Source organism: Lapidilactobacillus dextrinicus DSM 20335, from assembly GCF_001436095.1.
Classification (GTDB): Bacteria; Bacillota; Bacilli; order Lactobacillales; family Lactobacillaceae; genus Lapidilactobacillus; species Lapidilactobacillus dextrinicus.
Genome location: NZ_AYYK01000001.1, coordinates 132,486 through 156,757, shown reverse-complemented (window position 1 = coordinate 156,757; position 24,272 = coordinate 132,486). Strand labels below are relative to the sequence as shown.

General features: G+C 37.9%; 26 protein-coding genes. 21 read left to right on the top strand and 5 right to left on the bottom strand.

All coding sequences use genetic code 11. The features are described from left to right. Nucleotides 1-13: 13 nt before the first annotated feature. Nucleotides 14-1,306 carry a GTPase HflX gene (gene hflX / locus FC84_RS00770; protein ID WP_057753880.1) on the bottom strand — a complete coding sequence of 431 codons (1,293 nt, stop codon included), beginning with the start codon at nt 1,304-1,306 and terminating at the stop codon, nt 14-16. A 556-nt stretch (nt 1,307-1,862) separates the two neighbouring features. On the opposite strand from hflX, the gene FC84_RS00765 reads away from it, so the two are divergent. Further along, on the top strand, nt 1,863-2,633 hold the full coding sequence (locus FC84_RS00765; protein ID WP_057753877.1) for an ABC transporter ATP-binding protein: 771 nt from the start codon (nt 1,863-1,865) through the stop codon (nt 2,631-2,633). A gap of 13 nt (nt 2,634-2,646) precedes the next feature. After that, complete coding sequence (locus FC84_RS00760; RefSeq protein ID WP_057753874.1) at nt 2,647-4,488, top strand: FtsX-like permease family protein; 1,842 nt, start codon at nt 2,647-2,649, stop codon at nt 4,486-4,488. Between the two features lie 74 nt (nt 4,489-4,562). Here FC84_RS00760 and FC84_RS00755 read toward each other — a convergent pair whose 3' ends face one another. Genes FC84_RS00755 through FC84_RS00745 form a run of 3 tightly spaced genes read right to left on the bottom strand, consistent with a single transcriptional unit; the run spans nt 4,563 to nt 7,199 of the window. Then, the gene (locus FC84_RS00755) at nt 4,563-5,225 is read right to left on the bottom strand and encodes a histidine phosphatase family protein (RefSeq protein WP_057753871.1); all 663 of its coding nucleotides are present in this window, start codon (nt 5,223-5,225) and stop codon (nt 4,563-4,565) included. Between the two features lie 27 nt (nt 5,226-5,252). Beyond that, complete coding sequence (locus FC84_RS00750; protein ID WP_057753868.1) at nt 5,253-6,158, bottom strand: proline-specific peptidase family protein; 906 nt, start codon at nt 6,156-6,158, stop codon at nt 5,253-5,255. Nucleotides 6,159-6,206: 48 nt separating this feature from the next. Beyond that, entirely contained in the window at nt 6,207-7,199 is a 993-nt protein-coding gene (locus tag FC84_RS00745) for an aldo/keto reductase (protein WP_057753866.1), read from the bottom strand. Nucleotides 7,200-7,334: 135 nt separating this feature from the next. On the opposite strand from FC84_RS00745, the gene FC84_RS09015 reads away from it, so the two are divergent. The 11 genes from FC84_RS09015 (at nt 7,335) to FC84_RS00695 (ending at nt 16,220) form a co-directional block, all read left to right on the top strand. Next, nucleotides 7,335-7,493, top strand: a complete 159-nt coding sequence (locus FC84_RS09015; protein ID WP_164477385.1) for a hypothetical protein — start codon at nt 7,335-7,337, stop codon at nt 7,491-7,493. 148 nt (nt 7,494-7,641) lie between these two features. Then, nucleotides 7,642-8,019, top strand: coding sequence for a fluoride efflux transporter FluC (locus FC84_RS00740; protein ID WP_162257962.1), 378 nt, complete (start codon nt 7,642-7,644; stop codon nt 8,017-8,019). Next, nucleotides 8,019-8,381, top strand: coding sequence for a CrcB family protein (locus FC84_RS00735; RefSeq protein ID WP_057753862.1), 363 nt, complete (start codon nt 8,019-8,021; stop codon nt 8,379-8,381). Before FC84_RS00740 ends, FC84_RS00735 begins: the two co-directional genes overlap by 1 nt. A gap of 37 nt (nt 8,382-8,418) precedes the next feature. Then, the gene (locus tag FC84_RS00730) at nt 8,419-8,598 is read left to right on the top strand and encodes a hypothetical protein (protein WP_151425828.1); all 180 of its coding nucleotides are present in this window, start codon (nt 8,419-8,421) and stop codon (nt 8,596-8,598) included. A gap of 187 nt (nt 8,599-8,785) precedes the next feature. After that, the gene (helD, locus tag FC84_RS00725) at nt 8,786-11,098 is read left to right on the top strand and encodes an RNA polymerase recycling motor HelD (RefSeq protein ID WP_225733078.1); all 2,313 of its coding nucleotides are present in this window, start codon (nt 8,786-8,788) and stop codon (nt 11,096-11,098) included. Nucleotides 11,099-11,173: 75 nt separating this feature from the next. Beyond that, complete coding sequence (gene coaA / locus FC84_RS00720) at nt 11,174-12,100, top strand: type I pantothenate kinase (RefSeq protein WP_057753858.1); 927 nt, start codon at nt 11,174-11,176, stop codon at nt 12,098-12,100. A gap of 168 nt (nt 12,101-12,268) precedes the next feature. Continuing rightward, entirely contained in the window at nt 12,269-13,822 is a 1,554-nt protein-coding gene (gene guaA, locus FC84_RS00715; protein ID WP_057753856.1) for a glutamine-hydrolyzing GMP synthase, read from the top strand. A gap of 187 nt (nt 13,823-14,009) precedes the next feature. Further along, nucleotides 14,010-14,360, top strand: a complete 351-nt coding sequence (locus FC84_RS00710) for an acyltransferase (RefSeq protein WP_057753854.1) — start codon at nt 14,010-14,012, stop codon at nt 14,358-14,360. Nucleotides 14,361-14,749: 389 nt separating this feature from the next. Continuing rightward, nucleotides 14,750-15,268 (top strand): QueT transporter family protein, encoded by a 519-nt coding sequence (locus tag FC84_RS00705; protein WP_057753851.1) that lies wholly within the window; start codon nt 14,750-14,752, stop codon nt 15,266-15,268. A gap of 2 nt (nt 15,269-15,270) precedes the next feature. After that, nucleotides 15,271-15,495 (top strand): DUF2829 domain-containing protein, encoded by a 225-nt coding sequence (locus tag FC84_RS00700; RefSeq protein WP_057753849.1) that lies wholly within the window; start codon nt 15,271-15,273, stop codon nt 15,493-15,495. Continuing rightward, nucleotides 15,495-16,220: an SDR family oxidoreductase gene (locus FC84_RS00695; protein WP_057753846.1), complete on the top strand. Its 726-nt coding sequence runs from the start codon at nt 15,495-15,497 to the stop codon at nt 16,218-16,220. Before FC84_RS00700 ends, FC84_RS00695 begins: the two co-directional genes overlap by 1 nt. Before the next feature lie 52 nt (nt 16,221-16,272). On the opposite strand, the gene FC84_RS00690 is transcribed toward FC84_RS00695, so the two are convergent. After that, complete coding sequence (locus tag FC84_RS00690) at nt 16,273-17,724, bottom strand: amino acid permease (RefSeq protein WP_057753842.1); 1,452 nt, start codon at nt 17,722-17,724, stop codon at nt 16,273-16,275. A gap of 268 nt (nt 17,725-17,992) precedes the next feature. Between FC84_RS00690 and FC84_RS00685 the strand changes: the two genes are divergently transcribed. From FC84_RS00685 to FC84_RS00655, 8 genes are all read left to right on the top strand, one after another. Beyond that, a complete protein-coding gene (locus tag FC84_RS00685) occupies nt 17,993-19,615 on the top strand; it encodes an ABC-F family ATP-binding cassette domain-containing protein (RefSeq protein WP_057753839.1) in 1,623 nt (540 codons plus the stop codon). A gap of 120 nt (nt 19,616-19,735) precedes the next feature. Further along, on the top strand, nt 19,736-19,951 hold the full coding sequence (locus tag FC84_RS00680; RefSeq protein ID WP_057753836.1) for a hypothetical protein: 216 nt from the start codon (nt 19,736-19,738) through the stop codon (nt 19,949-19,951). Between the two features lie 149 nt (nt 19,952-20,100). Then, a complete protein-coding gene (locus FC84_RS00675) occupies nt 20,101-20,352 on the top strand; it encodes a GlsB/YeaQ/YmgE family stress response membrane protein (RefSeq protein WP_057753833.1) in 252 nt (83 codons plus the stop codon). 10 nt (nt 20,353-20,362) lie between these two features. Beyond that, nucleotides 20,363-20,509 (top strand): hypothetical protein, encoded by a 147-nt coding sequence (locus FC84_RS09010; protein WP_151425829.1) that lies wholly within the window; start codon nt 20,363-20,365, stop codon nt 20,507-20,509. Between the two features lie 213 nt (nt 20,510-20,722). Next, a complete protein-coding gene (locus FC84_RS00670; RefSeq protein WP_057753830.1) occupies nt 20,723-21,046 on the top strand; it encodes a hypothetical protein in 324 nt (107 codons plus the stop codon). Continuing rightward, nucleotides 21,030-21,302 carry a hypothetical protein gene (locus FC84_RS00665; RefSeq protein WP_057753827.1) on the top strand — a complete coding sequence of 91 codons (273 nt, stop codon included), beginning with the start codon at nt 21,030-21,032 and terminating at the stop codon, nt 21,300-21,302. Before FC84_RS00670 ends, FC84_RS00665 begins: the two co-directional genes overlap by 17 nt. 251 nt (nt 21,303-21,553) lie before the next feature. After that, nucleotides 21,554-23,344, top strand: coding sequence for a DNA helicase RecQ (gene recQ / locus FC84_RS00660; RefSeq protein ID WP_057753824.1), 1,791 nt, complete (start codon nt 21,554-21,556; stop codon nt 23,342-23,344). Between the two features lie 38 nt (nt 23,345-23,382). Next, the gene (locus FC84_RS00655; protein ID WP_057753821.1) at nt 23,383-24,258 is read left to right on the top strand and encodes an RluA family pseudouridine synthase; all 876 of its coding nucleotides are present in this window, start codon (nt 23,383-23,385) and stop codon (nt 24,256-24,258) included. Nucleotides 24,259-24,272 lie beyond the last annotated feature (14 nt).

The window sequence follows — 24,272 nt, the reverse complement described above, 5'->3', positions numbered from 1 at the left end:
TAAAAATAACGGACTAATGAACGAATTTCTGATATTTATTATAACGAATGGGATCTAAGACAACTTTAACTTGGGTCCCTTGCTCAGTATATTCTTTCTCAATAATACTAGTGTGAGCTTCAAGTTCAGCAAGAATGCGCGCTTCACTAAAAGGAATTAATAAGTTGACGGTATGATAACCAGCAAAAATATGTTTAGTAATTAATTTGGCTAAAGCGTCGATTGAAGCCGGATCTTTAGCGGAGTAAATAAAATCATCGCCATTAACTTCAGGATAATTGGTATCGGCTTTTAAGTCAGCTTTATTATAAGCAACAATCATCGGAATATTTTCGATGCCGATTTCATTTAAAGTATTAGTTGTTGTGGTCATCATTTCGCGATAATTAGGATCGGAATAGTCGACAACTTGAATTAACAAATCGGCATCAGCCGCTTCTGCTAAGGTTGACTTGAAAGAAGCCACCAAGTTATGAGGTAAATGACTCACGAAACCAACCGTATCACTTAGCAAAAATTGTTGCTTGTTAGGGAGTTGGATAGTCCGAACACTAGTATCCAAGGTTGCAAATAACATATCTTTTTCAAAAACTTGTTTCTTATCTGCATCTAGTTGATCAAAACGTGCAAGTAATTGATTCATTGTTGTGGATTTACCGGCATTGGTGTAACCAACTAAAGCCACTTTAGGTAAACCACTTTGTTGACGCCGTTCTCGTTGGGTTGCTGCGCTTTTTTCTAAGGCTTTTAAATTCTGCTTTAAATCGCTAATTCGTTTGCGAATAACTCGGCGATCTAATTCGGATTGGGTTTCACCGGCACCACGGTTACGTAGGCCACCGCCACCACCGCTATGCTGTTGATCAAGTGAATTAGCAGAAGGATGAATTCGCGGTAATTCATATTGAAGACGGGCAATTTCAACTTGAGTTTTGGCTTCCTTAGTTTGCGCACGATCGGCAAAAATTTCTAGGATTAATTCCGTACGATCAACAATTCTTAATTTAGTTTCTTTTTCAATGTTGGCAATTTGTGACGGCGATAGTTCGTCGTTAATCACTAGGGTGTGAACATCTAAACCGTTGGCTAATTCAGCAATTTCTTGAATTTTACCAGAACCGAAATAAGTTGCGGCATCCTTGTGGTCTAAATTCTGAATCACTTGGTCAACCACTTCCATATTATCAGCTTTAGCTAATTCACCAAGTTCAGTCATGGTGTAGTCGAAATCGGACGTCTTATTACGGTTCAAGCCGCCGATTAAAACACGTTCTTTTTCAGGTTGTAAATTAATAGTATCTGACATAAAATGTCCTCCAATTATTTAAGTAATGAGTTATCGCAAGCTACAAGGAGTTGCTAATGTATTTACAGGTTGTTTAAGCTGAAATAACTTGTGATAACTGATGAGTTTTGCACATATCAGCGATTGCAATCATATTGAAAATTTAGGCAACAAAAAAGAGCCGACCGAAGCCGCCTCTAAGCATACAAAGGTATACAAAAAGAATCTGCCATCAATCGCTTGAGATTGCTATTCATTTAGTGTATTGACAATAACGAACTTGTTCTTAAGCGCATTGTCGACAGTCCTTTCTACGTGAATTTGATACATTCAGCATACCATGAACTACCTTAAAAAGCGAACAATTACTGCATGGAATCTACTAAGGTGGCGGGTTAGCATGTGATTAAGTAAGTGGTTATTGGTAGCAGGTCATAAAATAAATGTCAAGGGACGAAAGGCGCGAATTGGACTAACGAGTCTGTAAGATGAGTTAGATTTTTGTTAGGGGAAAGGCACGCTAATTTTAATTAGCCTTTGTATAATAAAGTTATTAATTAAGTAAATGCTCGTTTAGATGGAGGAATATAAATTGGCAAATGAAGTTGTAACTGTCAACAATCTTGTTAAAACATATGGTAAGGCTAATGAAAAACAATATACGGCTTTAAAGGACGTTTCTTTTTCAGTCGAAAATGGTGAATTTGTCGGTATCATGGGTGCTTCAGGTTCAGGTAAAACCACGCTATTAAATATCTTATCAACTTTAGATAAGCCAACGTCTGGTGAAGTGCGGATTAACAATCGCGATGTCACGACCTTAAAGGGCAATCAAATGGCCGATTTTCGGAGTAAGCAGGTTGGTTTTATCTTTCAAGATTTTAATCTATTAGAGAATTTAACCGCTTATGAAAATATTGCTTTGCCATTATCATTACAAAATGTGGCACCGCGTAAGATTAAACCATTAGTTGATAAAATCGCCCAGCGCTTATCAATTGAAAATGTCCTTGATCATTACCCAACTGAATTATCTGGTGGTCAAAAGCAACGGGTCGCTTCAGCACGGGCTTTAGTACATCAACCCGCTATTTTATTCGGTGATGAGCCAACGGGTGCTTTGGATTCTAACTCAGCTCGGGAATTATTAGAAACCATGGATTCTTTGAACCGCGAAGATCAAGTTTCAATTTTGTTGGTCACTCACGATCCGTTCTCAGCTAGTTATTGCCAACGAATCTTGTTCATTAAAGATGGTAAAATCGGTCAAGAATTAAAGCGTGATGGTCGTCCGCGCGCTGAATTTTATCAGGAAATTTTAAACTCATTAGGTACTTTTGCAGATTAGGAGGAGTGTATAGATGTTAACAAAATTAGCTTTTACGGGAATCAAAAGCCGCCTCAAAGATTACATCGTACTCTTTTCCGGATTGATTGTTTCTGCGGCGACCTTTTATATGTTCATGGCGTTAGCCACGAATAAGAATTTTTTAGGCAATAATTCAATGCTTTCTGCCAATAATACCGTCTTTGTTTTTGGCTTTGGCGCTGTTTTGCTAGGCATTATTACGTTGGTTTATCTAATTTATGCCAATTCATTCTTAATGAATATGCGTCAACGTGATTATGGGATGTTCATGATGCTAGGTGCTAAGTCTAGTAAAATTGCCCAATTAATCTTTGCCGAAACATTTGTCATTGGCATATTAGCAACTTTAGTTGGTTCAGCAATTGGTGTCGGCTTATCCCGAGTTGTGGCCCAACTGTTAGTCCAACAATTAGGATTACAATTACATCACTTTAATGCCTTTTATCTACCAGCCTTATTAATTACTTTGATTTTCTTTGGCGTCTTGTTTATCCTATCGGCTTTTTGGAACAGTGCCAAATTAGTGAAGACACCTGTTTTGAAGTTGTTACATCAAGCGTCACAACCTAGCCGGATGAAAATCAAACCAGGCGTTTTAATCTTACAAGCCATCTTTGGTGTTTTATTATTAGCAGTTGGTTATTGGGCCATGGCTAATATTAAAATCTTGATCTTATTATCAATTCCGTTAGCCTTAGTTACCATCGTTTTAGGTAGTTATTTCACTTTTAATGCGACATTTATTTGGATTATTAGCTTATTGAAGAAGAATTCAAAATTTGCATTAAAAGGATTGCGTAACTTTACGTTATCGCAGTTAAATTTCCGAATTCATGACTACACACGAATGTTAGCGATGATTTCAATCTTGTTCGCCTTAGCTTTAGGGGCAATTACTGTTGGTTTAGGTTTCCGTAACGATATTGACCAAATGGCTAGCATCGCTGGTCCTTATGATTTAACTCTCTATCATCAAGATCAGAAGATTGATGCTGCAGTTGCAAAATTAACGGACGTAAAATCAAAGTCAACGTATCACTACAAGCAAGTTGGAAAACAAACTTATTATGCCATTCCTGAATTGCAAAAAGATCCGCTTTATTATTTGGATTATGGTAACTCTTCAGAAATGCAACGAGAGCTGCCAAAGACTAAACGTTATCCTGCATCTGCTTATCTCAAACAAGGTACAGAAGCACGGTATAGTGCAGCGGATCGATTAGCTATTACAACGGCTAATGCGGCCACAGTTAATGTTAAATTTGTGTCTGCAGCAGAATTTGCAGCTTTAGCAGCACCAACGCAACAATTAACGTTAATTCGCGTTAATGACTTTACCCAAAATAGTCAACAAATTAGTAAAATTCAAGATCTTCAATTAAAAGCAGCACCAAAATTCAAGTCAGTTTTGAGTAATAGTAAATATACTTTCTACGTTGCAGCCAAGGCATTATATTCTGGCATGATCTTCATGGGCTTCTTCTTGGGTATTTCGTTCTTAGCAATGTTAGCAAGTTGCTTAATGTTTAAGATCTTGTCTGGCGCGTATAGCGATGTACGTCGTTACGAAATGTTAAATAAAATGGGTACAAGAACAGGTATGTTACGTCATTCAGTTGCAGTAGAAATTGGCGTGTTATATGCATTACCTGGTGTACTAGGTATTATCCATGTCTTGTTTGGTTTACAATTGTTCAAGATGTTGTTAATGAATCCATATCAAGGAATCTGGATTCCATTTACAATCTTTATCTGCCTCTATGTTGTCTATTATTTACTGACAACTTGGTTGTATCGTGGCATTGTCATTCCTAAGACAGAAATTGAAAAATAGTTAAAAAGTAATTTAAAAGGACTAAGTTAGCTGATTAGCAGCAACTTAGTCCTTTTTTGTTAGATTAATAGTTCTTAATTAATGTCGTCTAGGCGGTTGTAGTAAACCACTTCAATACCTTCAGCTGTTAACAAAATTTTAGTGACACTAGCGTTTCGTGGGGAAACGGTAGTATCAAATTGACCGGCACCAAATTTTTCAACAATACTACGAATTGTGGTGCCATGGCTGACTAATAAGACATTGTCGCCGTTAAGATTTTGCTCACGCAACATTTTGAAACCTTTACCTAAACGAGTCCAATATTGCGTTGCGGTTTCAGCATCATGAAAAGGATCAGCATCATTCATGAAATCTTTGGAAGCATCAATATTATATTTAGAGATAATTTCTTTAAATGAATGGGCGCCATGAGGGGCACCAACTAAATACCAAGCTTTAGCAGAATCTTCACCTTCAAAATAGCCGTAGAATACTTCCCGGAAAAAGGTAGTTGTTGTATAAGGAACAACGGTATTCATGTTTTTACCAAGAATAATTTCACAGGTATGCATGGCGCGGGTCGTATCAGATGAATAAGCGTGGGTAAAAGTAAGATGCTTTAAACGTTCGGCCGCTTCTTTAGCACCTTCAATACCAGCCGGTGTTAAGGGCGAATCGGACCAACCTTGCATCTTATTAAATTTATTGAAGTAAGTTTGACCATGACGAACAAGATAAACGGTGATTGTTTTCATATCGGCATCCTTTTGATTTAAATATAATTAAGCTTTGAAGTGACCACTTTCAACATCGAGAATGAATTGTTTCAAGTGAGCAAAGTAAACATCAGGATTGTCCATCATATGATGATGACCACCATTTGGTGTGGTTTCTAAGCGCGCATTAGGAATCTCTTGTGACATTCTTAATGCTGAAGATAGTGGCATGGTTTCATGTTGACCAAAAGTTAATAGGGTTGGCACAGTGATGTTATGAATCTCTTTGCGTAAATCAAAGTCTTTTAATTTACCAGTCACGACGAATTCATTGTCACCTTGGAAAGCATTGTAAACCGGTGTTGCCATCGTTGAAATAAGATGACGAATGGCAAGGGGTTGACGACGATCGACATAGCCTGCATTTAGAACATCAACATAAGCTTGGTATTGAGGATCATCGTAGTTGCCTTCAGCTTCGCAACGTTTCATGTAAGAAACAGCCTCAACTGGTAAAGCTTCATCGCGGACTTTATTGATGTGGACCATGTATTCAGGAATGTTATCAACCATACTTGAAATAATTGCACCTTTTAAGTGTTCGCCATATTTCAAGGCATATTCCATTGTTAAGGCGCCACCCCATGATTGACCAATTAAGTAGAAATGATCAATGCCAAGTTTTTGGCGGACTTCTTCAACTTCACCTAAGAAATAATCATTGGTTAAATATTTAGCAGCGATTTCAGGATCATTGTAATCTGGTTGATCGGAATAAAATGAGCCTAATTGATCATACATATGAACTTGAACACCAATATCAGCTAATTTTTCGCCAAAGTTTTCCCAATATTCATGCGTACCACCAGGGCCACCATGTAAGCAGAGTAGGTGAATATCGCCTTGCCCTTGTGTATTGGTCCATAAATGATAACCATTATCTAACGTTAAAATAGTTGTTCCTTGTTTCATTTAACCACCCGTTTTCTTTTTTATCGTTATTACTTTAAATATAGCATTTTAATGCTGTAAAATTGTTTGAATTGCTGTTACTTCATCATCACTGAATTTAAGATTTTGACCGGCTTCAATGTTAGCCAAAAGGTTCTTTTCACTAGTGGTGCCAATAATAACACTGCTAACTGTTTCATCACGTAAAATCCAAGCCAAGGCCATTTGCGCCAAAGTTTGATTGCGATTTTTGGCGATGTTGTTGAGTTGATTTAGTTTTTTAACAACCGCATCTTTACCGTTAGCAAAAATATCAGTATTGCTCCAATGAATTGGGAAATCTTCAGGAATACCATCTAGATAACGATCTGTTAATAAACCTTCACTCAGCGGACCATAAGCCACTAAACCACGATTTAAGTCTTTCAAAGTGGTCATCAAGCCGTCATCTTTCACACTTGTTTGCAACATATTATAAGAAGACTGATTAACGACAAAGGGGACCTTTAACTCTTGAAGCAACTTAACCATTGTTTTAGTTTGTTCGGCATCATAATTACTAATGCCAATATAAAGCGCCTTGCCAGCTTGCACAATTTGGGCTAGTGCTAAGGCTGTTTCTTCAAAGTCAGTCTGGGGATCGGGACGATGACTATAATAAATATCGACATAGTCCATTTGTAAATTAGTCAGGCTACGATCGATACTTTGTAAAATGTTTTTACGCGAATTAAACTCTGAATAAGGTCCCATGCCAGTTTGAAAACCAACTTTAGTGGTGACGACGAGTTCATCACGGTAAGGTTTTAAGGCTTCCTGATAAACTTGACCAAACATTTTTTCAGCGGAACCAATTTCTGGCTTGCCGTAATTATTCGCATTATCAAAACTAAAAATACCATGATCAAACGCTGATAAAATGATTTTTTTACGCTCAGCATATGGATCAGAACTACTGTAATGACGCCAAAGACCTAGGCTAATTATTGGTAATTGTAAGCCTGTATGGCCGACACGACGAATTGGTAAAACATCATAACGATGACTTGCAGCAACGTACATTTGATGACCTCCTATACCAAATTGATGACCCTTTTATTGTAGAAGTTATCTGAAGTTGGGTCAACTTTAGGCCGTTATCAGAACACTTTTGCTGTAATCGGCTTATAATAAAGTCGTGATTGAGGAGGTATACATATGGGACAAAATAAGTTAGTTAACTGGCTGTTTGTTTTTTGGTGGGCTTTTACTTTTTATTTAGTAGCAACAGGAAAGAATATGTTCGCCATGTATGCAATGGCAATTGGGATGTTAGTTGAGGAAGGCTTACCATTAGTCATTCACACGCGAAAATAAAATTAAACCGCATCGACCAATTAAGGCGATGCGGTTTTTTTACGCTTGCTTTTGTCATTCAAAAGTTATCCGGTCTAAAAAATAAAGCAACTAGACAATCCAAGTAATTAGGTGGGATAATCAAGGGATATTTTACGAGGTGATGATATTGACCAGTTTAATGATTGCTTTTTTTGGTTTTTGGGGTGGTGTAGCGCGTTTATATGGTACACACTTGTTAGCTTCACCATGGAACACATTAACTATTAATTTGTTAGGAGCTTTTTTACTACCAATGTGGACAGGATTTTTAGGACCACGACTGGCAAAAAATCGGCACTGGTTAGTTTTAGGCGTGGGAACTGGCTTTTTTGGAGCCTTTACGACTTTTTCTAGTTTCTGTTTAGACTTTGTCAAATTGATCATTGCCAACCAACTGACGAGTGCCTTGGCTTATTTAGGTATTAGTATCATCGGTGGTGTCTTGGTAGCTTGGCTGGGGGTAACTGTGGCCCAAAGATTAACAATGAAGGAGATGCGCTTTTAATGACGAATTGGGTAATCGTTGGTTTAGGTGCTAGTATAGGGGCATTGGGCCGTTACTGGTTTACAGAACTTTATAAAAAGGTGCATCCTGAGTTTGGGTATCACGCCACTTTAATCATCAATCTTTCTGGTGCTTTTATTTTGGGCTTACTTTTTTCATTTGCATTAAATGATTCGTTATATGGCTTCTTTGGTGTTGGTTTTTGTGGTGGTTGGACTACTTTTTCTACCTTAAATAGTGAAATTGCCGGTCAAATTGCAACAAAATGGCAGCGTGCGTTAACTTATATTGCGCTGACTTATGGATTAGGGCTACCATTATGTGCCTTAGGTTGGTGGTTGGGGAATAGTCTTTTTGGTTAATTGATGATAAAATGATGACAATATCAGGAGGATTAATATGAATCGTAAATCTATTATCACTGGCATTGCGACACTAATTGGCTTTTTGTTTGGTTTATATTTAAACAAGATTTTTATGTATACCATGATGGGCTTAGCCGTTGGTTATTTGATTGTTTATTGGATCCCTTATTTTGTTGCTTGGCGTAAACGAAAAAAAGCCTCTCAAGATAAATAATTTTGTGAAAACACCAGATGATTTACTGGTGTCATACCTTATAGAAACACTGGAGAATAGACGTTTTGAGCAGAGTGTGCTAAACTTGTTCAATACGTTTTTTTGTTTGGAAAAATTTAGTCGTTGTATGATGCAGTTTTGATCGCAAAATTGCTAAAGGTCATTTTTTAGTAAAGGTTGTGGGATATTGGCAGATTCACATGAACCGATTCGTAACACACAGGCAGCAGAACAACAGTATTTAGATGATGTTGTTCAAAAAATTGGTCAAGCGCAAAAGAAAGCGCAAGTTTCAATTGATCAGGCTGCAAATGACGAGAAGTCAATTAATAAGCATTTCGGTGAAGAAGTCAAACTGAACTTCGGTGATTATTCCACTAATTTGGAAACCGCGTTGTCGATTCATCAGCAGCAACAAATGTTGGCTGAACGTGAAAACAGTTGGCAACAATCAACCCGACGTTTAAATACGTTGAACCGATTAATTGATAATCCTTATTTTGCTCGATTGGATTTTCATGAGCATGGTGAACCGAAACGAGAGACGATTTATATCGGGTTAAGTTCTTTCACTGATAAAAACGATAAATTCTTAATCTATGATTGGCGTGCTCCAATTTCATCTATTTATTACGATGGTAAATTAGGTGAGGTGACTTATCAGACACCTGATGGTGAACAATCGGTTAACATCACTTTGAAGCGCCAGTTCTTAATTAAAAAAGGTCAAATTGAATCAATGTTTGATACTTCTGAGACTATTGGTGATCAAATGTTACTTGAAGTGCTAGGTGAAAAATCTAGTACGCAAATGAAATCAATTGTGACCACAATTCAAAAAGAACAAAACAAAATTATTCGTAATACCAAAGCTGATTTGTTATTTGTTCAAGGTGCGGCCGGTTCTGGTAAAACGTCAGCGATTTTACAACGCGTGGCTTATTTACTTTATCGTTATCGTGGTAATTTAACTTCAAGCCAAGTGGTGATGTTTTCACCGAACCAATTGTTTAATGATTATATTGAAAATGTCTTGCCTGAGTTAGGTGAACAAAACATGGTCCAAATGACGTATCAACAATATGTTGGTCGCCGTTTACCTAATTTGACAATCGTTAATCCAACCACCCATTTTGAAACACCACAGACAGAAACCGCCAAGAAGATTTCACATTTAAAAACAGAATTGAAGTTCTTTAAGGTCCTAGAAAGTTATAGCCGCTTACTAGAAAAAGGTGGCATGTATTTCCGTGATTTGAAGTTCCAAGGTAAGCCTTATTTAACTAAGGAAAAGATTGCTGAAATTTATTATAGTTTTAACGAGAACTATCATTTAGCCAATCGAGTCGATTCGACTAAAGAAAAATTGATGCATATGTTAAATAGTCGTATCACGCCAGAAACTAAAAAGTCTTGGGTTTCTAAGCTGATCGAGGGTATGGATAAAGAACAACTACAAACGTTGTATGATCGTCCCGACCAAGAATTTGAGTCAAGTGATGCTGAATATAAATTCCTATCACGTAAAATTGTGACCCAGGCTTTGAAACCAGTTGGTAAGGGTATTAATCGGATGCGCTTCTTTAATATCCAAGCCCAATACCTGCACTTTTTAAAACAAGTTCCTAACTTAGTGAAGTTAGCAGACTATGGTTTAACGCTGGAGCAGTGGCAAACTGGTCTTGAGGAAGTTCAAGCTAATTTTAAGAACCATGAGATTAATCTTGATGACGTGACACCGTTCCTTTTTTTATTTGATTTAATCACAGGTAAAAATGGCGATCGTTCAATGCGTTTCATCTTTATTGACGAAATCCAAGATTATACTCCGTTCCAGTTGGCTTATTTACAGAATCGTTTCCCTAAAGCGAAATTTACAATGCTGGGCGATTTGAATCAAGCTATCTTTACACGTACCGAAAGCCGCTCGTTGTTAAGCCAGGTGCAAAAACTATTTGATCGTGATAAAACAGAAGTGGTGCAATTGACCCGTTCTTATCGGTCAACCAAGCCAATTACTGAATTTACGCGAGCAATTTTGAAAAACGGCCAGAAGATTGATACTTTTGAGCGTGAAGGTGATTTACCTAACGTGATGGTTAAGAACGATGAGTTGGCGTTACAAGAGGGATTACTTGCACAACTGAAGTCAAATGATGAACGTAAGATTACTACTGCGATTATTTGTAAGACCAAGTTGGAAAGTGAAGCTGTGGCGAAATATTTACAACTACAAGATTATCCGGCGACCTTAATTCGTTCTGAAAACCAACGTTTAGCTGCTGGTACTTTAGTTATTCCTGCATACTTAGCTAAGGGATTGGAATTTGATGCCGTTATTTTGTGGGATCTTTCAGCAAAGAATTATCCTGATGAAGATGACCGTCAATTGGTTTATACAGTTGCTTCACGGGCGATGCACCGATTAACAATTTTTGCAAAGGATCAAGTGACCCCAATCTTAGATGCTGTGTCTAAGCAGTTATATGTTCAAGAATAATGGGATCGATCTTTCTTCACTGTTATCATCGTATGTCAGAGTATCATCAATTTTGTTTTATTGGGAGTAATTCTAGTGGTTTTACCGGATAACTATAATTATTTTACTCGTGCACAGTGGGCTACCTTCCATGGTCGTAATCAGTTAAATACGGTGACGGCTGATGAGTTAGCATCAATTGCCGCATTAAATGACCGCATTTCACTAGATGATGTTCAAGAAATCTATGTGCCATTGCGGCATTTACTGCATATTTATATTCACCGCTATCAACAACTGATGAATGATAAGGCTGATTTTATGGGCAAGCCAACCCGTAAGACCCCGTTTTTAATTGGGATTTCGGGTAGTGTCGCTGTTGGCAAAACAACAACTGCTCGCTTGTTACAACTTTTATTGAGCCGTTCTTTTACTAATCACAAGGTTCAATTGATCACGACTGATGGTTTTTTATATCCTAATGCTGAACTTCAACGTCGAGGCATTCTTGATCGTAAGGGATTTCCGGAGAGTTATGATATGGAACGACTGTTAACCTTCCTTGATGACGTGAAAAGTGGTCAGCCAAATATTGAAGTACCTCGTTATTCTCATCAAATTTATGATATTGTTCCTCAAGGCTACGATGTCATTGATCAGCCGGATATTTTAATTGTCGAAGGGATTAACGTTTTACAATTACCTAGTAATCAGCAACTTTATGTGAGTGATTACTTTGATTTTTCGATTTATGTGGATGCTGATCCCAAGCAAGTTGAGAATTGGTATATTGAACGTTTTGAGACATTGCTTGATATGGCAGTTAACAATCCTGATAATCATTATTATCACTACGCGGTTGGTGATCGTGCCAAAGCATTAGCTGAAGCTCATCAAATTTGGCGCGATGTTGACTTAAAAAATCTCGACGAGTTTATTTTGCCGACACGCAATCGTGCCGATTTAATCCTGCATAAAACCGCACATCATGTTATTGACACGGTGGGGTTGCGAAAATATTAAGCCAAGATTGAAAAATTGTTTTTTTACTTGATAAAGTAGTCAATTTTGTAATGGTGACGTTTTACTAGAAAGATTCAATTTACATCATCGTTTAAAATCGTTATGATATATAGAAGAATAACTGTTAATTTACTCTAAATTCAAAAATAAAATTGGAGCGTGACAAATATGGCGCAAGCCGACGTAAACAATGTCGACAAGATTATCGTTCTTGATTACGGTAGTCAATATAATCAACTCATTACTCGCCGGATTCGTGAATTCGGTGTCTACTCTGAATTGTTACCAAACACCATTACCGCTGCCGAAGTGAAAGCAATCAATCCTAAGGGAATCATTCTTTCAGGTGGTCCAATGAGTGTCTATGATGATGGAGCTTTTGATGTCGATCAAGAAATCCTTAACTTAGGCATTCCTGTCTTGGGTATTTGTTATGGGATGCAATTATTAGCTTATAAATTAAACGGTAAGGTTGAACCAGCTGATAACCGTGAATACGGTAAAGCTGAAATTACAGTAACTGATGAACAATCACCATTATTCAAAGGGCTACCAGTTGATCAAACCGTTTGGATGAGCCATGGTGATTTGGTTCGCGAAGTCCCAGCAGGCTTTCATGTAGTTGCTACAAGTAAAAATGCACCTATCTCATCATTTGCTAATGATGACAAGAAGATGTACGGTATCCAATTCCATGCTGAAGTTCGCAATACTGAATACGGTAATGAAATCTTACGTCACTTTACTTTTGACGTTGCCGGTGCAGATGCTAACTGGTCAATGACTGATTTCATCGACCAACAAATTGCTCAAATCCGCGAAAAAGTTGGCGATAAGAAAGTCCTGCTTGGCTTATCCGGTGGGGTTGATTCAAGCGTTGTTGGCGTCTTGTTGCATAAAGCCATTGGTAATCAATTAACGAGTATTTTTGTCGATCACGGTTTATTGCGTAAAGGTGAAGCTGAACAAGTGATGGCTAGCCTTGAAGGTAAATTCGGTTTAAATATTATTAAAGTTGATGCTCAAGAACGTTTCATGGACAAATTAGCTGGTGTTTCTGACCCTGAAAAGAAACGTAAAATCATTGGTAACGAATTTATTCAAGTCTTCAATGATGAAGCAGCTAAATTAGACGGCATTGACTTCTTAGCACAAGGCACTTTGTACACTGATGTGATTGAAAGTGGTACAAGTACTGCCCAAACAATCAAGTCACATCATAACGTCGGTGGATTACCAGAAGACATTCACTTCCAATTAATTGAACCATTACGGACTTTATTCAAAGATGAAGCCCGTGAGTTAGGTGAGAAGTTGGGAATGCCCCATGACCTTGTTTGGCGTCAGCCATTCCCTGGTCCTGGTTTAGCTATCCGTGTCCTTGGCGAAATCACCGAAGATAAATTGGAAATCGTTCGTGATTCTGATTTAATCCTCCGTGAAGAAATCAAGAATGCTGGTCTTGACGAAGAAATTTGGCAATACTTCACCGTACTACCAGGCATTCGCAGTGTTGGTGTCATGGGTGATGGTCGGACTTACGATTACACCGTAGCTATTCGTGCTGTGACTTCAATCGATGGTATGACGGCAGACTTTGCCCAAATTCCATGGGATGTTCTCCAAAAGATCTCTGTTCGAATCGTTAACGAATGTGCACATGTTAACCGCGTTGTGTATGATATTACCAGTAAGCCACCCGCAACAATTGAGTGGGAATAAGCTCTAACAATTTAAATAAATTCAGTCCCGTTTCAACCGATAAAAAGGTTGTGATGGGGCTGTTTTTTATCACTAACGTGTGAATAGTTAAAAATTGATCTCACAGCAATAAATTTTTTTGAAGCGAGCCAATATGCAATAATGAAGGTCATAAGGATAAGGGCTAAGATGGTAGGGCAATGCTTAATTGGGCGATCGGTGTTTTGTCAGTCGTGATTGTTCATTTATTACCGGGACAGATGCTTTTCCTGATTGCAAAATTATTATTGGTCAGGATGTGGCGATTGGTATGGAGACCTCATTTAATTGCGCGACGCACGAAATTGGTCCGACGAATCGACGCGCAGGTGAATTAAAGATGGCCTCGATTATTGTTGGCGATGGTGTTTGGCTTGGCACGCGCGTCACGGTTCTTGCCGGCGTTACGATTGGAACTGGATGTATTATAGGTGCTGGTAGTTTTGTCAACAAGGACTGTGAACCTAGTTGTCTATATGCCGGCGTACCAGCAAGATTAATTAAGCGTTTAGATGAATAGTGATTTAAAGATACATCAGTTCAATTAGCATCAATCTTTTTAAAGTGACTTTTTCAATTTGGCAAAATAGCGATACGACAAATTTAAAAATTTACGCAAGAATTAGACACTTTGGTTAGATTGTCGTCATTTTTGGCGCCAATTTAAAAATATGTCGTAGCTTAATTTCTCCGTTTTATTAAAGTCGTATTTTTACTGAATGGTTGAATATTATAACGGCGTTTTTTTAATGTTTTTAATTTATTTGATCAATATCAGCGGTTGCTATTTTGGTTGAAGATAGCTAGAATAAATGAGTCCCAACATCAACTGATGTTGTCATCGCGATGGACTAATTAAGGCAGTTCGAAATTTCCTGCCTCTAAAAAAAACTAGGTGGTCTTTAAATTATGAAAGCTATCAATAGTCATAGCAAAAGTAACACTAACAACATTGCATTGCCGGCAATTATTGCTGGTTTGTATGTGGCAATCTCTTTAGTTTTAGCACCGTTGAGTTTTGGTGCTGTTCAATTACGCTTTGCAGAAATGTTTAATCATTTGGCTGCATTTAATAAACGCTATATCTATGCGCTAATTCTCGGTTGTCTGATTGTTAATATGTTCAGTCCTTTAGGCATTATTGATGTCGTTGTTGGAACGTTAGGAACGGCAATCGGTACGACCTTAACTTATTTGTTGACCAGAAAAGCGACGAAGAATTTAACTCGCTATATTATTGCAACTTTGTGCCAGATTCCGGGTGTTTTCTTGGTTGCTTTAGAGTTAACGATCATCAATAAAATCCCATTTTTATTAACTTTTGGTTCGGTTTTAGTGGGGGAACTTTTATCCATGGCAGTTGGTGCGGTGATTATCCAACTATTGACGACCCGAATTGATTTTGTAAATGGAAGAAGGAAGTCGTGATTATGGAATTTAGTCAAGCATTAGCACATTTAAAAAATGGCGGTAAAATTCGCCGGTCTTCATGGAGTGAAGGCGAAGAATACGTCTTTGAAGTTAAAGATCAACAATGGCAGGGACACGAGATTAATCCCTTTATGTTGATTAAGACTGATGAAGTTCCTGCTTACTCGATGTTTCAACCTAATTCTTGTGAAGTATTGGCCGATGATTGGGAAATTGTCGACTAATGACAATTTATAATGATTTAAAAGATAAACACGTTTTGGTAACAGGGGCAGCTCGTGGCATTGGCTACGCTCAAGTTCAGTCTTTTTTGCAGCAGGGCGCTAAAGTTACCGGATTGGATCTTCAACAGAGTCATTTAAAGCATGAAAACTATACATTTGTTCAAATTGATTTAAGAGATGTAACGGCATTAACCGAATTTTTGAACCAGTCAACATTTGACATTGTCTGTAATACGGCTGGTATTTTAGATGATTTTAAAAACATTGCAGAAACTAGCTATACTGAGTTCACTGATTTATTAAAGGTGAACTTAGATGCCATGTTTATCATCACCAAACAACTCGTTGACAAAAAACAACCAATTGTTTTTGTGAATATGAGTTCTTATGCTGGCTTATTTGCCAGTGGTGGTGGCGTTAGCTATACAACTTCAAAGCATGCCATTAACGGTTTAACTAAAGAAATTGCTTTTGAGTATGGTAAATTTGGTGTACGGGCTAATGCAATTGCACCATGTTTGGTTAAAACCGAGATGGCCCAAGCTGATTTTGAAACAGGTTTAAATGTTAAATTGGCTCAAGAAACGGTTTTTAACCGTTATGCTGAACCAGCAGAGATTGCTGATTTAACTTTATTTCTAGCATCAGATAGTTCGAAATATATTACGGGCCAGATTATTAATATTGATGGCGGATATTCACTAGGAAAATCTATTGAACTTTAAATAAAAAGCTTTAGTCGTGATATCAAAATTCACGACTAAAGCTTTTTTTAAACTATTTAGAAATAAGTTGTTCGTTCTTTCGTCTTGCTAAGGCTGGCAAGATAAAACCCAGTCCGATTAAGAAGATTGGTGTGGCAATATTAAGTATTAATTGGAACCACCAACCGGCTGGATCTGCAGCAAAGCTCATCTTAGGCACCATGCCTAAGATGCAGGCAAATGCTGTAAAGACAAAACACCACAAACCGATTAAGAAACCAATTTTAGGATTTCTGACGAACACATACTCAGATTTGAACTTATTTAAATGCTTGTTTAATAACATAAAGGCTAAAAAGACCCAAAGGAATCTTAGTGGCATGACTACTGAATTTAAATTTAATAACCAGTTGTACAGATTATTGGTGCCACTAATCCCAATCGCAGGAATTAAAATAATAACGCTAACTAAAACACCAGTCAGTTTATAACCATTAATAGGCACGCCATTTTGATTCTTTTGACGTAATTTATTGGGTACGAATTGAGGATCAGCGTCGTCCAATAGAATACGTAGTGGCGCATCAATAGAGACAGCAAGTGCTGCAATTGTTGCCAAAGCATTGGCCAGTGCATAAATAATCATTAGTAGATTACCTAGGTGATAATACTGACCAAGACGCTGAAAGGCAACATAGGCACCATTAGCCATTAGGTCAGCGGGAATGTGCTGCGCATCAAAGATCATGCCCATCGCAAACGAACCCATTAAGGCTGAAACAACAACCAGCATGGCTAAAACAATTAATCCCTTGGGAAAATCTTTGGCGGGTTTTTTCATTTTATTGACGTAAGGCGAGAGCTTGTCGGAACCACCAACGGCAAAAATTAACATTGAAATAGTCGTAAAGTACTTGAAGTCAAATTTGGGAATATAGGTGCTGATCTGATTCATGTTAGCTGTGGCAAATTTGGCACCGGTAAGTGCAGGCGCAGATAAACCAAGAAAGATAAATAAAATTGACATGACTAACATTGAAAGACCGGCAATTGTCCCAATCCGATTAATCGTTGTAATGCCTCGTGAAGCCAAATAAAGAAAAACTAAGAAAACAACTAAGCAGAGTAGTTGGACGATGGTTGACGAGGTTTCATTGACAAAATCGCCATTGCCCTTAAACAGCCAGCTACCAGCAATCAGAATTGACTGTGATTTCTGGGCGAGATAGGTGACGTTGACAACCCAATAAGTCCAAGCAGCTAAATAGGCAAGGCGCTTGTTAGCAACTTCTTTAATCCAACTAGAAACACCGCCACTGTCGGCATTAAAAGTTGAACCAAGCTGGCCCACCATTAACGCATAAGGAATGAAGTAAAGGGCCATAATAATCAGCCAAGAAATGACGACGACTAGACCTTCTTCAGCAAAGTTATTGACGACATTTCCAAGCCCCCAAATTGAGACAAATCCAATTAAAGTTAAGTTATACCATAATAATTTTTTAGGACTTTGATGGTCGTGCATGAGATGCTCCTTTCAGAAATAGCAAAAAGTTACTTACATATCATACACTAAAAGTAAGTTTGATGTATGTGTGAATTTTGAAGTTTCTCAGATTTGCTGATGAAGTTGGATGGTTAATTGTTAGGTAAAATCTTAATGATAAGTAGTAGAAGTTAGGACGACTTTCTGAAAGAAATATGATATGATGAATTCTGAATGATTACTGAATACTTAAGCCAACAGCGCTGCTGCTGGCTTTTAATATAGTTAAAGGAAAAGGGATAACGATTTGATTACAATTAGTAACATGAGCCTGACTTTAGACGGGCATAAATTATATGAAGATGTTAATTTGAAGTTCACTGCTGGTAATTGTTATGGCGTCATTGGCGCTAATGGTGCTGGTAAGTCAACTTTTCTGAAATTATTAGAAGGTAAATTACAACCAACTAGTGGTTCAATTAGTATTGAACCTAATAAACGGATGTCTAGTTTGGTTCAAGATCACTTTGCTTTTGACGACTTCACCGTAGTTGATACGGTTATTCAAGGCCATCAAGAACTGTATTCAATTATGCTTGAAAAAGATGCCCTGTATGCTAAAGCCGATTTTAGTGAAGAAGATGGTATTAAGGCTGCTGAACTTGAAGGCCGTTTTGCTGAACTTGACGGTTGGAATGCTGAAATCGAAGCAGCTCAGCTACTAAATGAATTAGGCATCGATGAATCAATGCATCAACAAAAAATGAGCGAAATGTCTGAACCCCAAAAAGTGAAAATTTTGTTGGGACAAGCACTTTTTGGCAAGCCTGATATTTTATTATTAGACGAGCCGACCAACGGTTTAGATATGCAAACAGAATCTTGGTTAGAGAATTTCTTAGCTAGTTTCCCTAACTTAGTGATTGTGGTTTCTCATGATCGTCATTTCTTGAATCAAGTTTGTACCAATATGTGCGACGTTGACTTTGGTCAAATTAAGATGTTTGTTGGTAACTATGATTTCTGGTTAGAATCAAGTCGTTTAGCTGCTAAAATGGCCTCGCAACAAAATAGTAAAAAAGAAGAACAGATCAAAGAATTACAAGAATTTATTGCCCGTTTCTCGGCTAATGCTTCTAAATCCAAGCAAGCAACGTCACGTAAAAAGCAATTAGAAAAAATTTCTTTGGATGATATTAAACCATCGTCACGTAAATATCCTTTCGTCAAATTTACATTTGATCGCCAATTAGGCAATGACTTATTACGCGTTGAAAATGTGTCGAAGACGATTGAAGGTGTCAAAGTTCTCGATAACATTAGTTTTACCATTAGTCCTGATGAGAAAGCAGCAATTATGTCACGTAATGATTTAGCTTCGACCACGATGATGCAGATTTTAGCTGGTGATCTAGAACCTGATGAAGGTACAGTAACTTGGGGTGTCACGAGCACGCGTTCTTATTTGCCTAAGGATACGAATTCGGCCTTTAATGATGAATCACTCGATATTTTGGATTGGTTACGTCAATTTGCTGAACCGGGTGAAGACGACAATACATTTTTACGTGGCTTTTTAGGTAAGATGCTGTTTTCTGGCGATGAGATTGAAAAGAAGATTGAAGTTTTATCTGGTGGGGAAAAAGTTCGTTGTATCCTGTCTAAGATGATGTTACTTAAAGCTAACACCTTGATTATGGATGATCCGACTAACCATCTGGACTTGGAATCTATTACATCTTTAAATGATGGCTTAGTTGATTTTAAGGGTGCTATTATCTTTACTTCACATGACCACCAATTCATTCAAACAGTTGCTAATCATATTGTTGAAGTTTCTGCTAAAGGTGTTGTCGACCGTGCAGAAACAACCTTAGATGAATTCTTGGACCATGATGTTACCCAAGAACGCGTGGCAGCATTATATTAATTGAACAGATTTTAATCAGCAGGCAAGTTATTTTTATAAGTCATGATAACCGCTCTTACTTTTAATAAGTGATATAATCAATTCGTAATTGATTGAGGTTAATCATTTGGAGATGAGATTATGTTTGTTATTAAGTACTATGTAGGCAATAGTTTACAAACATTGACTTATAAAGACACAGCTGAGTATGTTGCCCGTCAACAACTTGAAGTACCTGATGTTGAAGATTATTATCGTTTGGAAAGTGTAACTCTGGCAGGAGCAGATTTACCAGGATTTACTGGTAAAACCACTGGTGAGCTATTTGACTTTTTATTAGCTAACGAAAAAAAATAGGCTTATTAATTATATATTATTTAAACGGTCCGCTTGACTCAAAGTGGACTGTTTTTTTGTTGTAATCAAATTAATGTACAGGCACTAGGATGTGTCGTTATAATTAAGTTGTTGAGAGATATTGTCAATTTATAAAAGGAGGGACTTTTATGCATTTCTTATGGTCACTAATTGTAGGTGCAATTATTGGTGCTATTGCTGGTGCGATTACCAGTAAAGGTAAGTCAATGGGTTGGATCACGAACATTGCTGCCGGTTTAGTTGGTTCTGCACTTGGTCAGGCCTTGTTAGGTGATTGGGGACCAAAACTTGCGGGTATGGCTTTAATACCATCTATTATTGGCGCCGTTATCCTAGTTGCAATTGTTTCTTTCTTTATTGGTAGATCTAAAAAGTCATAGGAGGTAAATCATGGAGACTGCTAAATCTGTTTTTAAATTTATGCTGGCAAGTACTTTAATCGTCGGTGGTGTTTTAGTAGCCGGAACGGCTTTTGCTGCTAAAGGAATTGATAAAGCAGGCGATAAGTTGCAGGATAAGTTACATCATTGGTTGTAAGGACTAATTGAGATAGTCATTACTGAGAAAGTTTAGTTAACGATTAGAGTAGCCAATTGGTTAAAAGAAGCATATCCATTTTTTAGATATGCTTCTTTTTAATTGCTATCAAATCCAAGATTAGCGCTATAATCTAGTTAGCGGCTTTTTAATTGTTTTATTAAGCAATAGGCGCAATAGTCGTCTACTAAGAGATAATCTTGGGGTGAGTTGATGGAAATACTATTTTTACCTAATGGTAATTTAGAAGATTACTTTAAAGATAACCAATTACAGCAGCAGTTAGTGTACTACTGTCAAACTAAATTGCCTATCTATGTCGCGCAACGTTCCATAAAGATTAAACCGGTTCATGGTGCACTGGCCCACTTGTTTGAGTTAAAAGTACGCGTTGGTCGTGAATTTTATCGCTTAGCTTATTTTTATCAGGATCAATTAATTCAAGTTGCTTATTTATCAACAACTTTACAAAAGGTTCGCTTTGATCATGAAGTGAATCATTATTTAAAGCAGGTTAATCATGCAAACAATCACTAAACAAACAACAATTCGTTGGGTCAAACAACGACTTAAACACGGCAACTTCAAACAAATAACGTTGTTAACTTTTAAAAAAGATCGCCAAATTATTATTAATGACGATGATGGCTTGTTTAGCTTAGATGAGCAAGGCTATCAGAAAGTTTCTTATACAGCCCTTGATCAACAGGCTGTGATTAAACTATTGAAAAAATTATTGGTTGTTGAATTTCCACGTAGTCACACTATTTATGTACAAGTTATTGAAAAATAATGTGGCTAACAGTTAACAATATATACGACATAGGATATTGGCTTAATAATGAAGTTTATTGATTGGGACACTTAAACATTTATATCAGAACCTATTAAAGACTAGGCGCAACTTTTGGTCCTAGTCTTTATTTTTATATTCAATAAATAGGTGGATTTAGTCAATTGCGTTCTCTGGCGCTTGCGCCGAGGGGTGTTTGCCCGTACAATTGAAGATACGAGTGTCAATAATTTGAATTTGGGGGTGAGTGCATGGATGCAACGGCAGTTTTACAACAAACATTTGGCTATCAGCAATTTCGCCCTGGGCAAGAGGAGATCATCAATCATGTTTTAGCTGGTGATAATACGTTAGCTATTATGCCAACTGGTGGTGGTAAATCGCTATGTTACCAAATTCCAGCGTTAATATTACCAGGTCTCACGTTAGTCATTTCACCCCTGATTTCCTTAATGAAAGATCAAGTTGACGCAGCTAATGAACTGGGAATTTCGGCGGCCTTTATTAATAGTTCGTTGGACTTTTTAGGTATGTTAGATGTGCTTAAAGAAGCACAGGCTGGTCGTTTAAAACTGCTTTATGTTGCACCAGAGCGATTTGATTCCCCCGACTTTATGGCGGCTTTAAAAAAAATCAAAATCAGTTTAATCGCTGTGGATGAAGCGCATTGTATTTCACAGTGGGGCCATGATTTTCGCCCGAGTTATCTTGGCTTGAGTGAAGTATTAGCCGACTTAACGCAACAACCGCCGGTAATTGCGTTAACAGCAACGGCGACACCCCAAGTTGCGCAAGATATTTGTCAGCGATTAAATATTCCAGAGAACAATGAGATTAAAACGGGCTTTGGTCGGCAAAACTTAGCTTTTTCTGTCATTAAAGACCAAAGTGGCGATGATTATCTGTTGCGTTACTTAAAGGCTAATCCTGATCAATCGGGTATCATTTATTGTAGTACGCGCAAAGAAGTTGAACGAGTCGGGGCCTTATTAACTCGCCACAAAATAGCTAATACGATTTATCACGGTGGATTAAATGAAAATCAGCGCCGCCAACATCAAGAAGATTTTGTTTATGATCGGGTCTCAATTATGGTGGCAACGAATGCCTTTGGTATGGGTATTGATAAAAGTAATGTTCGCTTCGTTATTCATGACCAAGTTCCAGGTAGCTTAGAAGCTTACTATCAAGAAGCTGGTCGGGCGGGCCGTGACGGCTTACCTTCAGAAGCAATTCTGCTTTATTCACCGCAAGATGTTTTAATTCAACATTTCTTTATTGATCAGTCAGAACTATCTGATCAGTTAAAACAAGTTGAATATCGTAAGTTACAAGAAATGACGGCTTATGCTAATACTCAATCTTGTTTGCAACAATTTATTCAACGTTACTTTGGTGAAGCGGCAGAACCTTGTGGTCGTTGTAGTAATTGCCTTGATGATCGTGAAACTGTTGAAATTACCATTGATGCCCAAAAAGTGTTATCTTGTGTCAAACGCATGGGTGAACGTTATGGGAAGGGCTTAATTGCCCAAGTTTTAACCGGCGCTCATAATCAGCGCGTTATTGAGAGTCACTTCGATGAATTATCAACGTATGGTTTATTAGGGACACATTCTCAAAAAGCAGTTAGTCAGTTAATTGATTTTTTAACGGCGAGTGGTTATTTATTACCGAGTGCCGGTCAGTATCCGACACTGTCAGTGACAGCAACCGGCGTAGAAGTTTTAAAAGGTCAGCGGCAAGTTTACCGCAAGGTTGATCGCGTTGTGAAAAGTAATCAGTCGATTACTGTGGCTGACAAAGGCTTGTTTGCCGAGTTGCGCGCATTGCGACGCGAATTGGCAGAATCAGAACATGTTCCGCCATTCGTTATTTTCTCGGATAAAACCTTAATTGCAATGGCGGAATTAAAACCGAGCACTGAAACAGAATTTTTAGCTGTTAAAGGTGTCGGTGAAAATAAAATGACAAAATACGGCGCCAAGTTCAGGCAAGTTATTGCCGATTACACTGCTAAAAAAGAAACCGCTGAAGTTTAATATTAAGAACCGCCCAAAAAAGAAGGGACCTAAATTTTATGGAAATCAAATGGCAAGTCGAAAGTGATTCAGAAAAGAGCATTAAACGCTTTTTAGCAACCAAAGGAGTTAGTCATCGTTTGTACTCGGAGTTAAAACGGCGTGGCCGGGTTTTAGTTAATGAACAAATTGTGCCGTTTGATTATGCCTTAACCAGTGGCGAACAACTAACGGTTATTTTTCCACCTGAAGGTTCTGATGCAGATGTTGCGGGCAGTGATGGCGAATTAGAAGTTGTTGCTGAAACAGCGCACTATTTATTACTTAATAAGCCAGCTGGTTTAAATACTGTCCCTGGGCCTGCTAACTCAACCGATACTTTGGTTAATCGAGTTAAGGGCCATTGGCGAGCAGTCAAGAGCCCTGATCGCAAACCGCATATCATCACGCGACTAGATCGATTTAGTAGTGGTTTGGTATTAGTTGCTCATGACATTTTGACCAACAATTTATTTGTGCAACAACAAGATCAACATCAATTAGAAAAAATTTATTTAGCGATTGTTGCCGGTCAGTTACCGGATGATCATGGTGTGATCGAAGCACCACTAGCTCAAAGTCCAACTGGCTTCCAACAAGTTGTGACAGCTACCGGCAAAGCAGCTAAAACAGAGTATTGGGTTGAGAAACGATTACCGCAAGCAACGGTAGTGCGCGTTAAATTGCATACGGGTCGGACCCATCAAATTCGCGCCCACTTTGCTTCAATTGGTCACCCTTTATTAGGAGATGAATTATATCAAGGCCCAATGGATCAAGGCATTGAACGGCAAGCACTTCATGCATGGCAGCTATCCTTTATGGAACCATATACAGGGGTCAAGCAGTCATTTACGGCGTCGATTCCTGAAGATCTAGCTAACATTATTAAATAAAATTGATTAAATCG

Excerpts from the sequence above, each read along its gene's own strand:
- hflX (WP_057753880.1), bottom strand. The coding sequence starts at position 1,306 with ATGTCAGATACTATTAATTTACAACCTGAAAAAGAACGTGTTTTAATC.
- FC84_RS00765 (WP_057753877.1), top strand. The coding sequence starts at position 1,863 with ATGGAGGAATATAAATTGGCAAATGAAGTTGTAACTGTCAACAATCTT.
- FC84_RS00760 (WP_057753874.1), top strand. The coding sequence starts at position 2,647 with ATGTTAACAAAATTAGCTTTTACGGGAATCAAAAGCCGCCTCAAAGAT.
- FC84_RS00755 (WP_057753871.1), bottom strand. The coding sequence starts at position 5,225 with ATGAAAACAATCACCGTTTATCTTGTTCGTCATGGTCAAACTTACTTC.
- FC84_RS00750 (WP_057753868.1), bottom strand. The coding sequence starts at position 6,158 with ATGAAACAAGGAACAACTATTTTAACGTTAGATAATGGTTATCATTTA.
- FC84_RS00745 (WP_057753866.1), bottom strand. The coding sequence starts at position 7,199 with ATGTACGTTGCTGCAAGTCATCGTTATGATGTTTTACCAATTCGTCGT.
- FC84_RS09015 (WP_164477385.1), top strand. The coding sequence starts at position 7,335 with ATGGGACAAAATAAGTTAGTTAACTGGCTGTTTGTTTTTTGGTGGGCT.
- FC84_RS00735 (WP_057753862.1), top strand. The coding sequence starts at position 8,019 with ATGACGAATTGGGTAATCGTTGGTTTAGGTGCTAGTATAGGGGCATTG.
- FC84_RS00730 (WP_151425828.1), top strand. The coding sequence starts at position 8,419 with ATGAATCGTAAATCTATTATCACTGGCATTGCGACACTAATTGGCTTT.
- guaA (WP_057753856.1), top strand. The coding sequence starts at position 12,269 with ATGGCGCAAGCCGACGTAAACAATGTCGACAAGATTATCGTTCTTGAT.
- FC84_RS00705 (WP_057753851.1), top strand. The coding sequence starts at position 14,750 with ATGAAAGCTATCAATAGTCATAGCAAAAGTAACACTAACAACATTGCA.
- FC84_RS00700 (WP_057753849.1), top strand. The coding sequence starts at position 15,271 with ATGGAATTTAGTCAAGCATTAGCACATTTAAAAAATGGCGGTAAAATT.
- FC84_RS00695 (WP_057753846.1), top strand. The coding sequence starts at position 15,495 with ATGACAATTTATAATGATTTAAAAGATAAACACGTTTTGGTAACAGGG.
- FC84_RS00690 (WP_057753842.1), bottom strand. The coding sequence starts at position 17,724 with ATGCACGACCATCAAAGTCCTAAAAAATTATTATGGTATAACTTAACT.
- FC84_RS00680 (WP_057753836.1), top strand. The coding sequence starts at position 19,736 with ATGTTTGTTATTAAGTACTATGTAGGCAATAGTTTACAAACATTGACT.
- FC84_RS00675 (WP_057753833.1), top strand. The coding sequence starts at position 20,101 with ATGCATTTCTTATGGTCACTAATTGTAGGTGCAATTATTGGTGCTATT.
- FC84_RS09010 (WP_151425829.1), top strand. The coding sequence starts at position 20,363 with ATGGAGACTGCTAAATCTGTTTTTAAATTTATGCTGGCAAGTACTTTA.
- FC84_RS00670 (WP_057753830.1), top strand. The coding sequence starts at position 20,723 with ATGGAAATACTATTTTTACCTAATGGTAATTTAGAAGATTACTTTAAA.
- FC84_RS00665 (WP_057753827.1), top strand. The coding sequence starts at position 21,030 with ATGCAAACAATCACTAAACAAACAACAATTCGTTGGGTCAAACAACGA.
- recQ (WP_057753824.1), top strand. The coding sequence starts at position 21,554 with ATGGATGCAACGGCAGTTTTACAACAAACATTTGGCTATCAGCAATTT.
- FC84_RS00655 (WP_057753821.1), top strand. The coding sequence starts at position 23,383 with ATGGAAATCAAATGGCAAGTCGAAAGTGATTCAGAAAAGAGCATTAAA.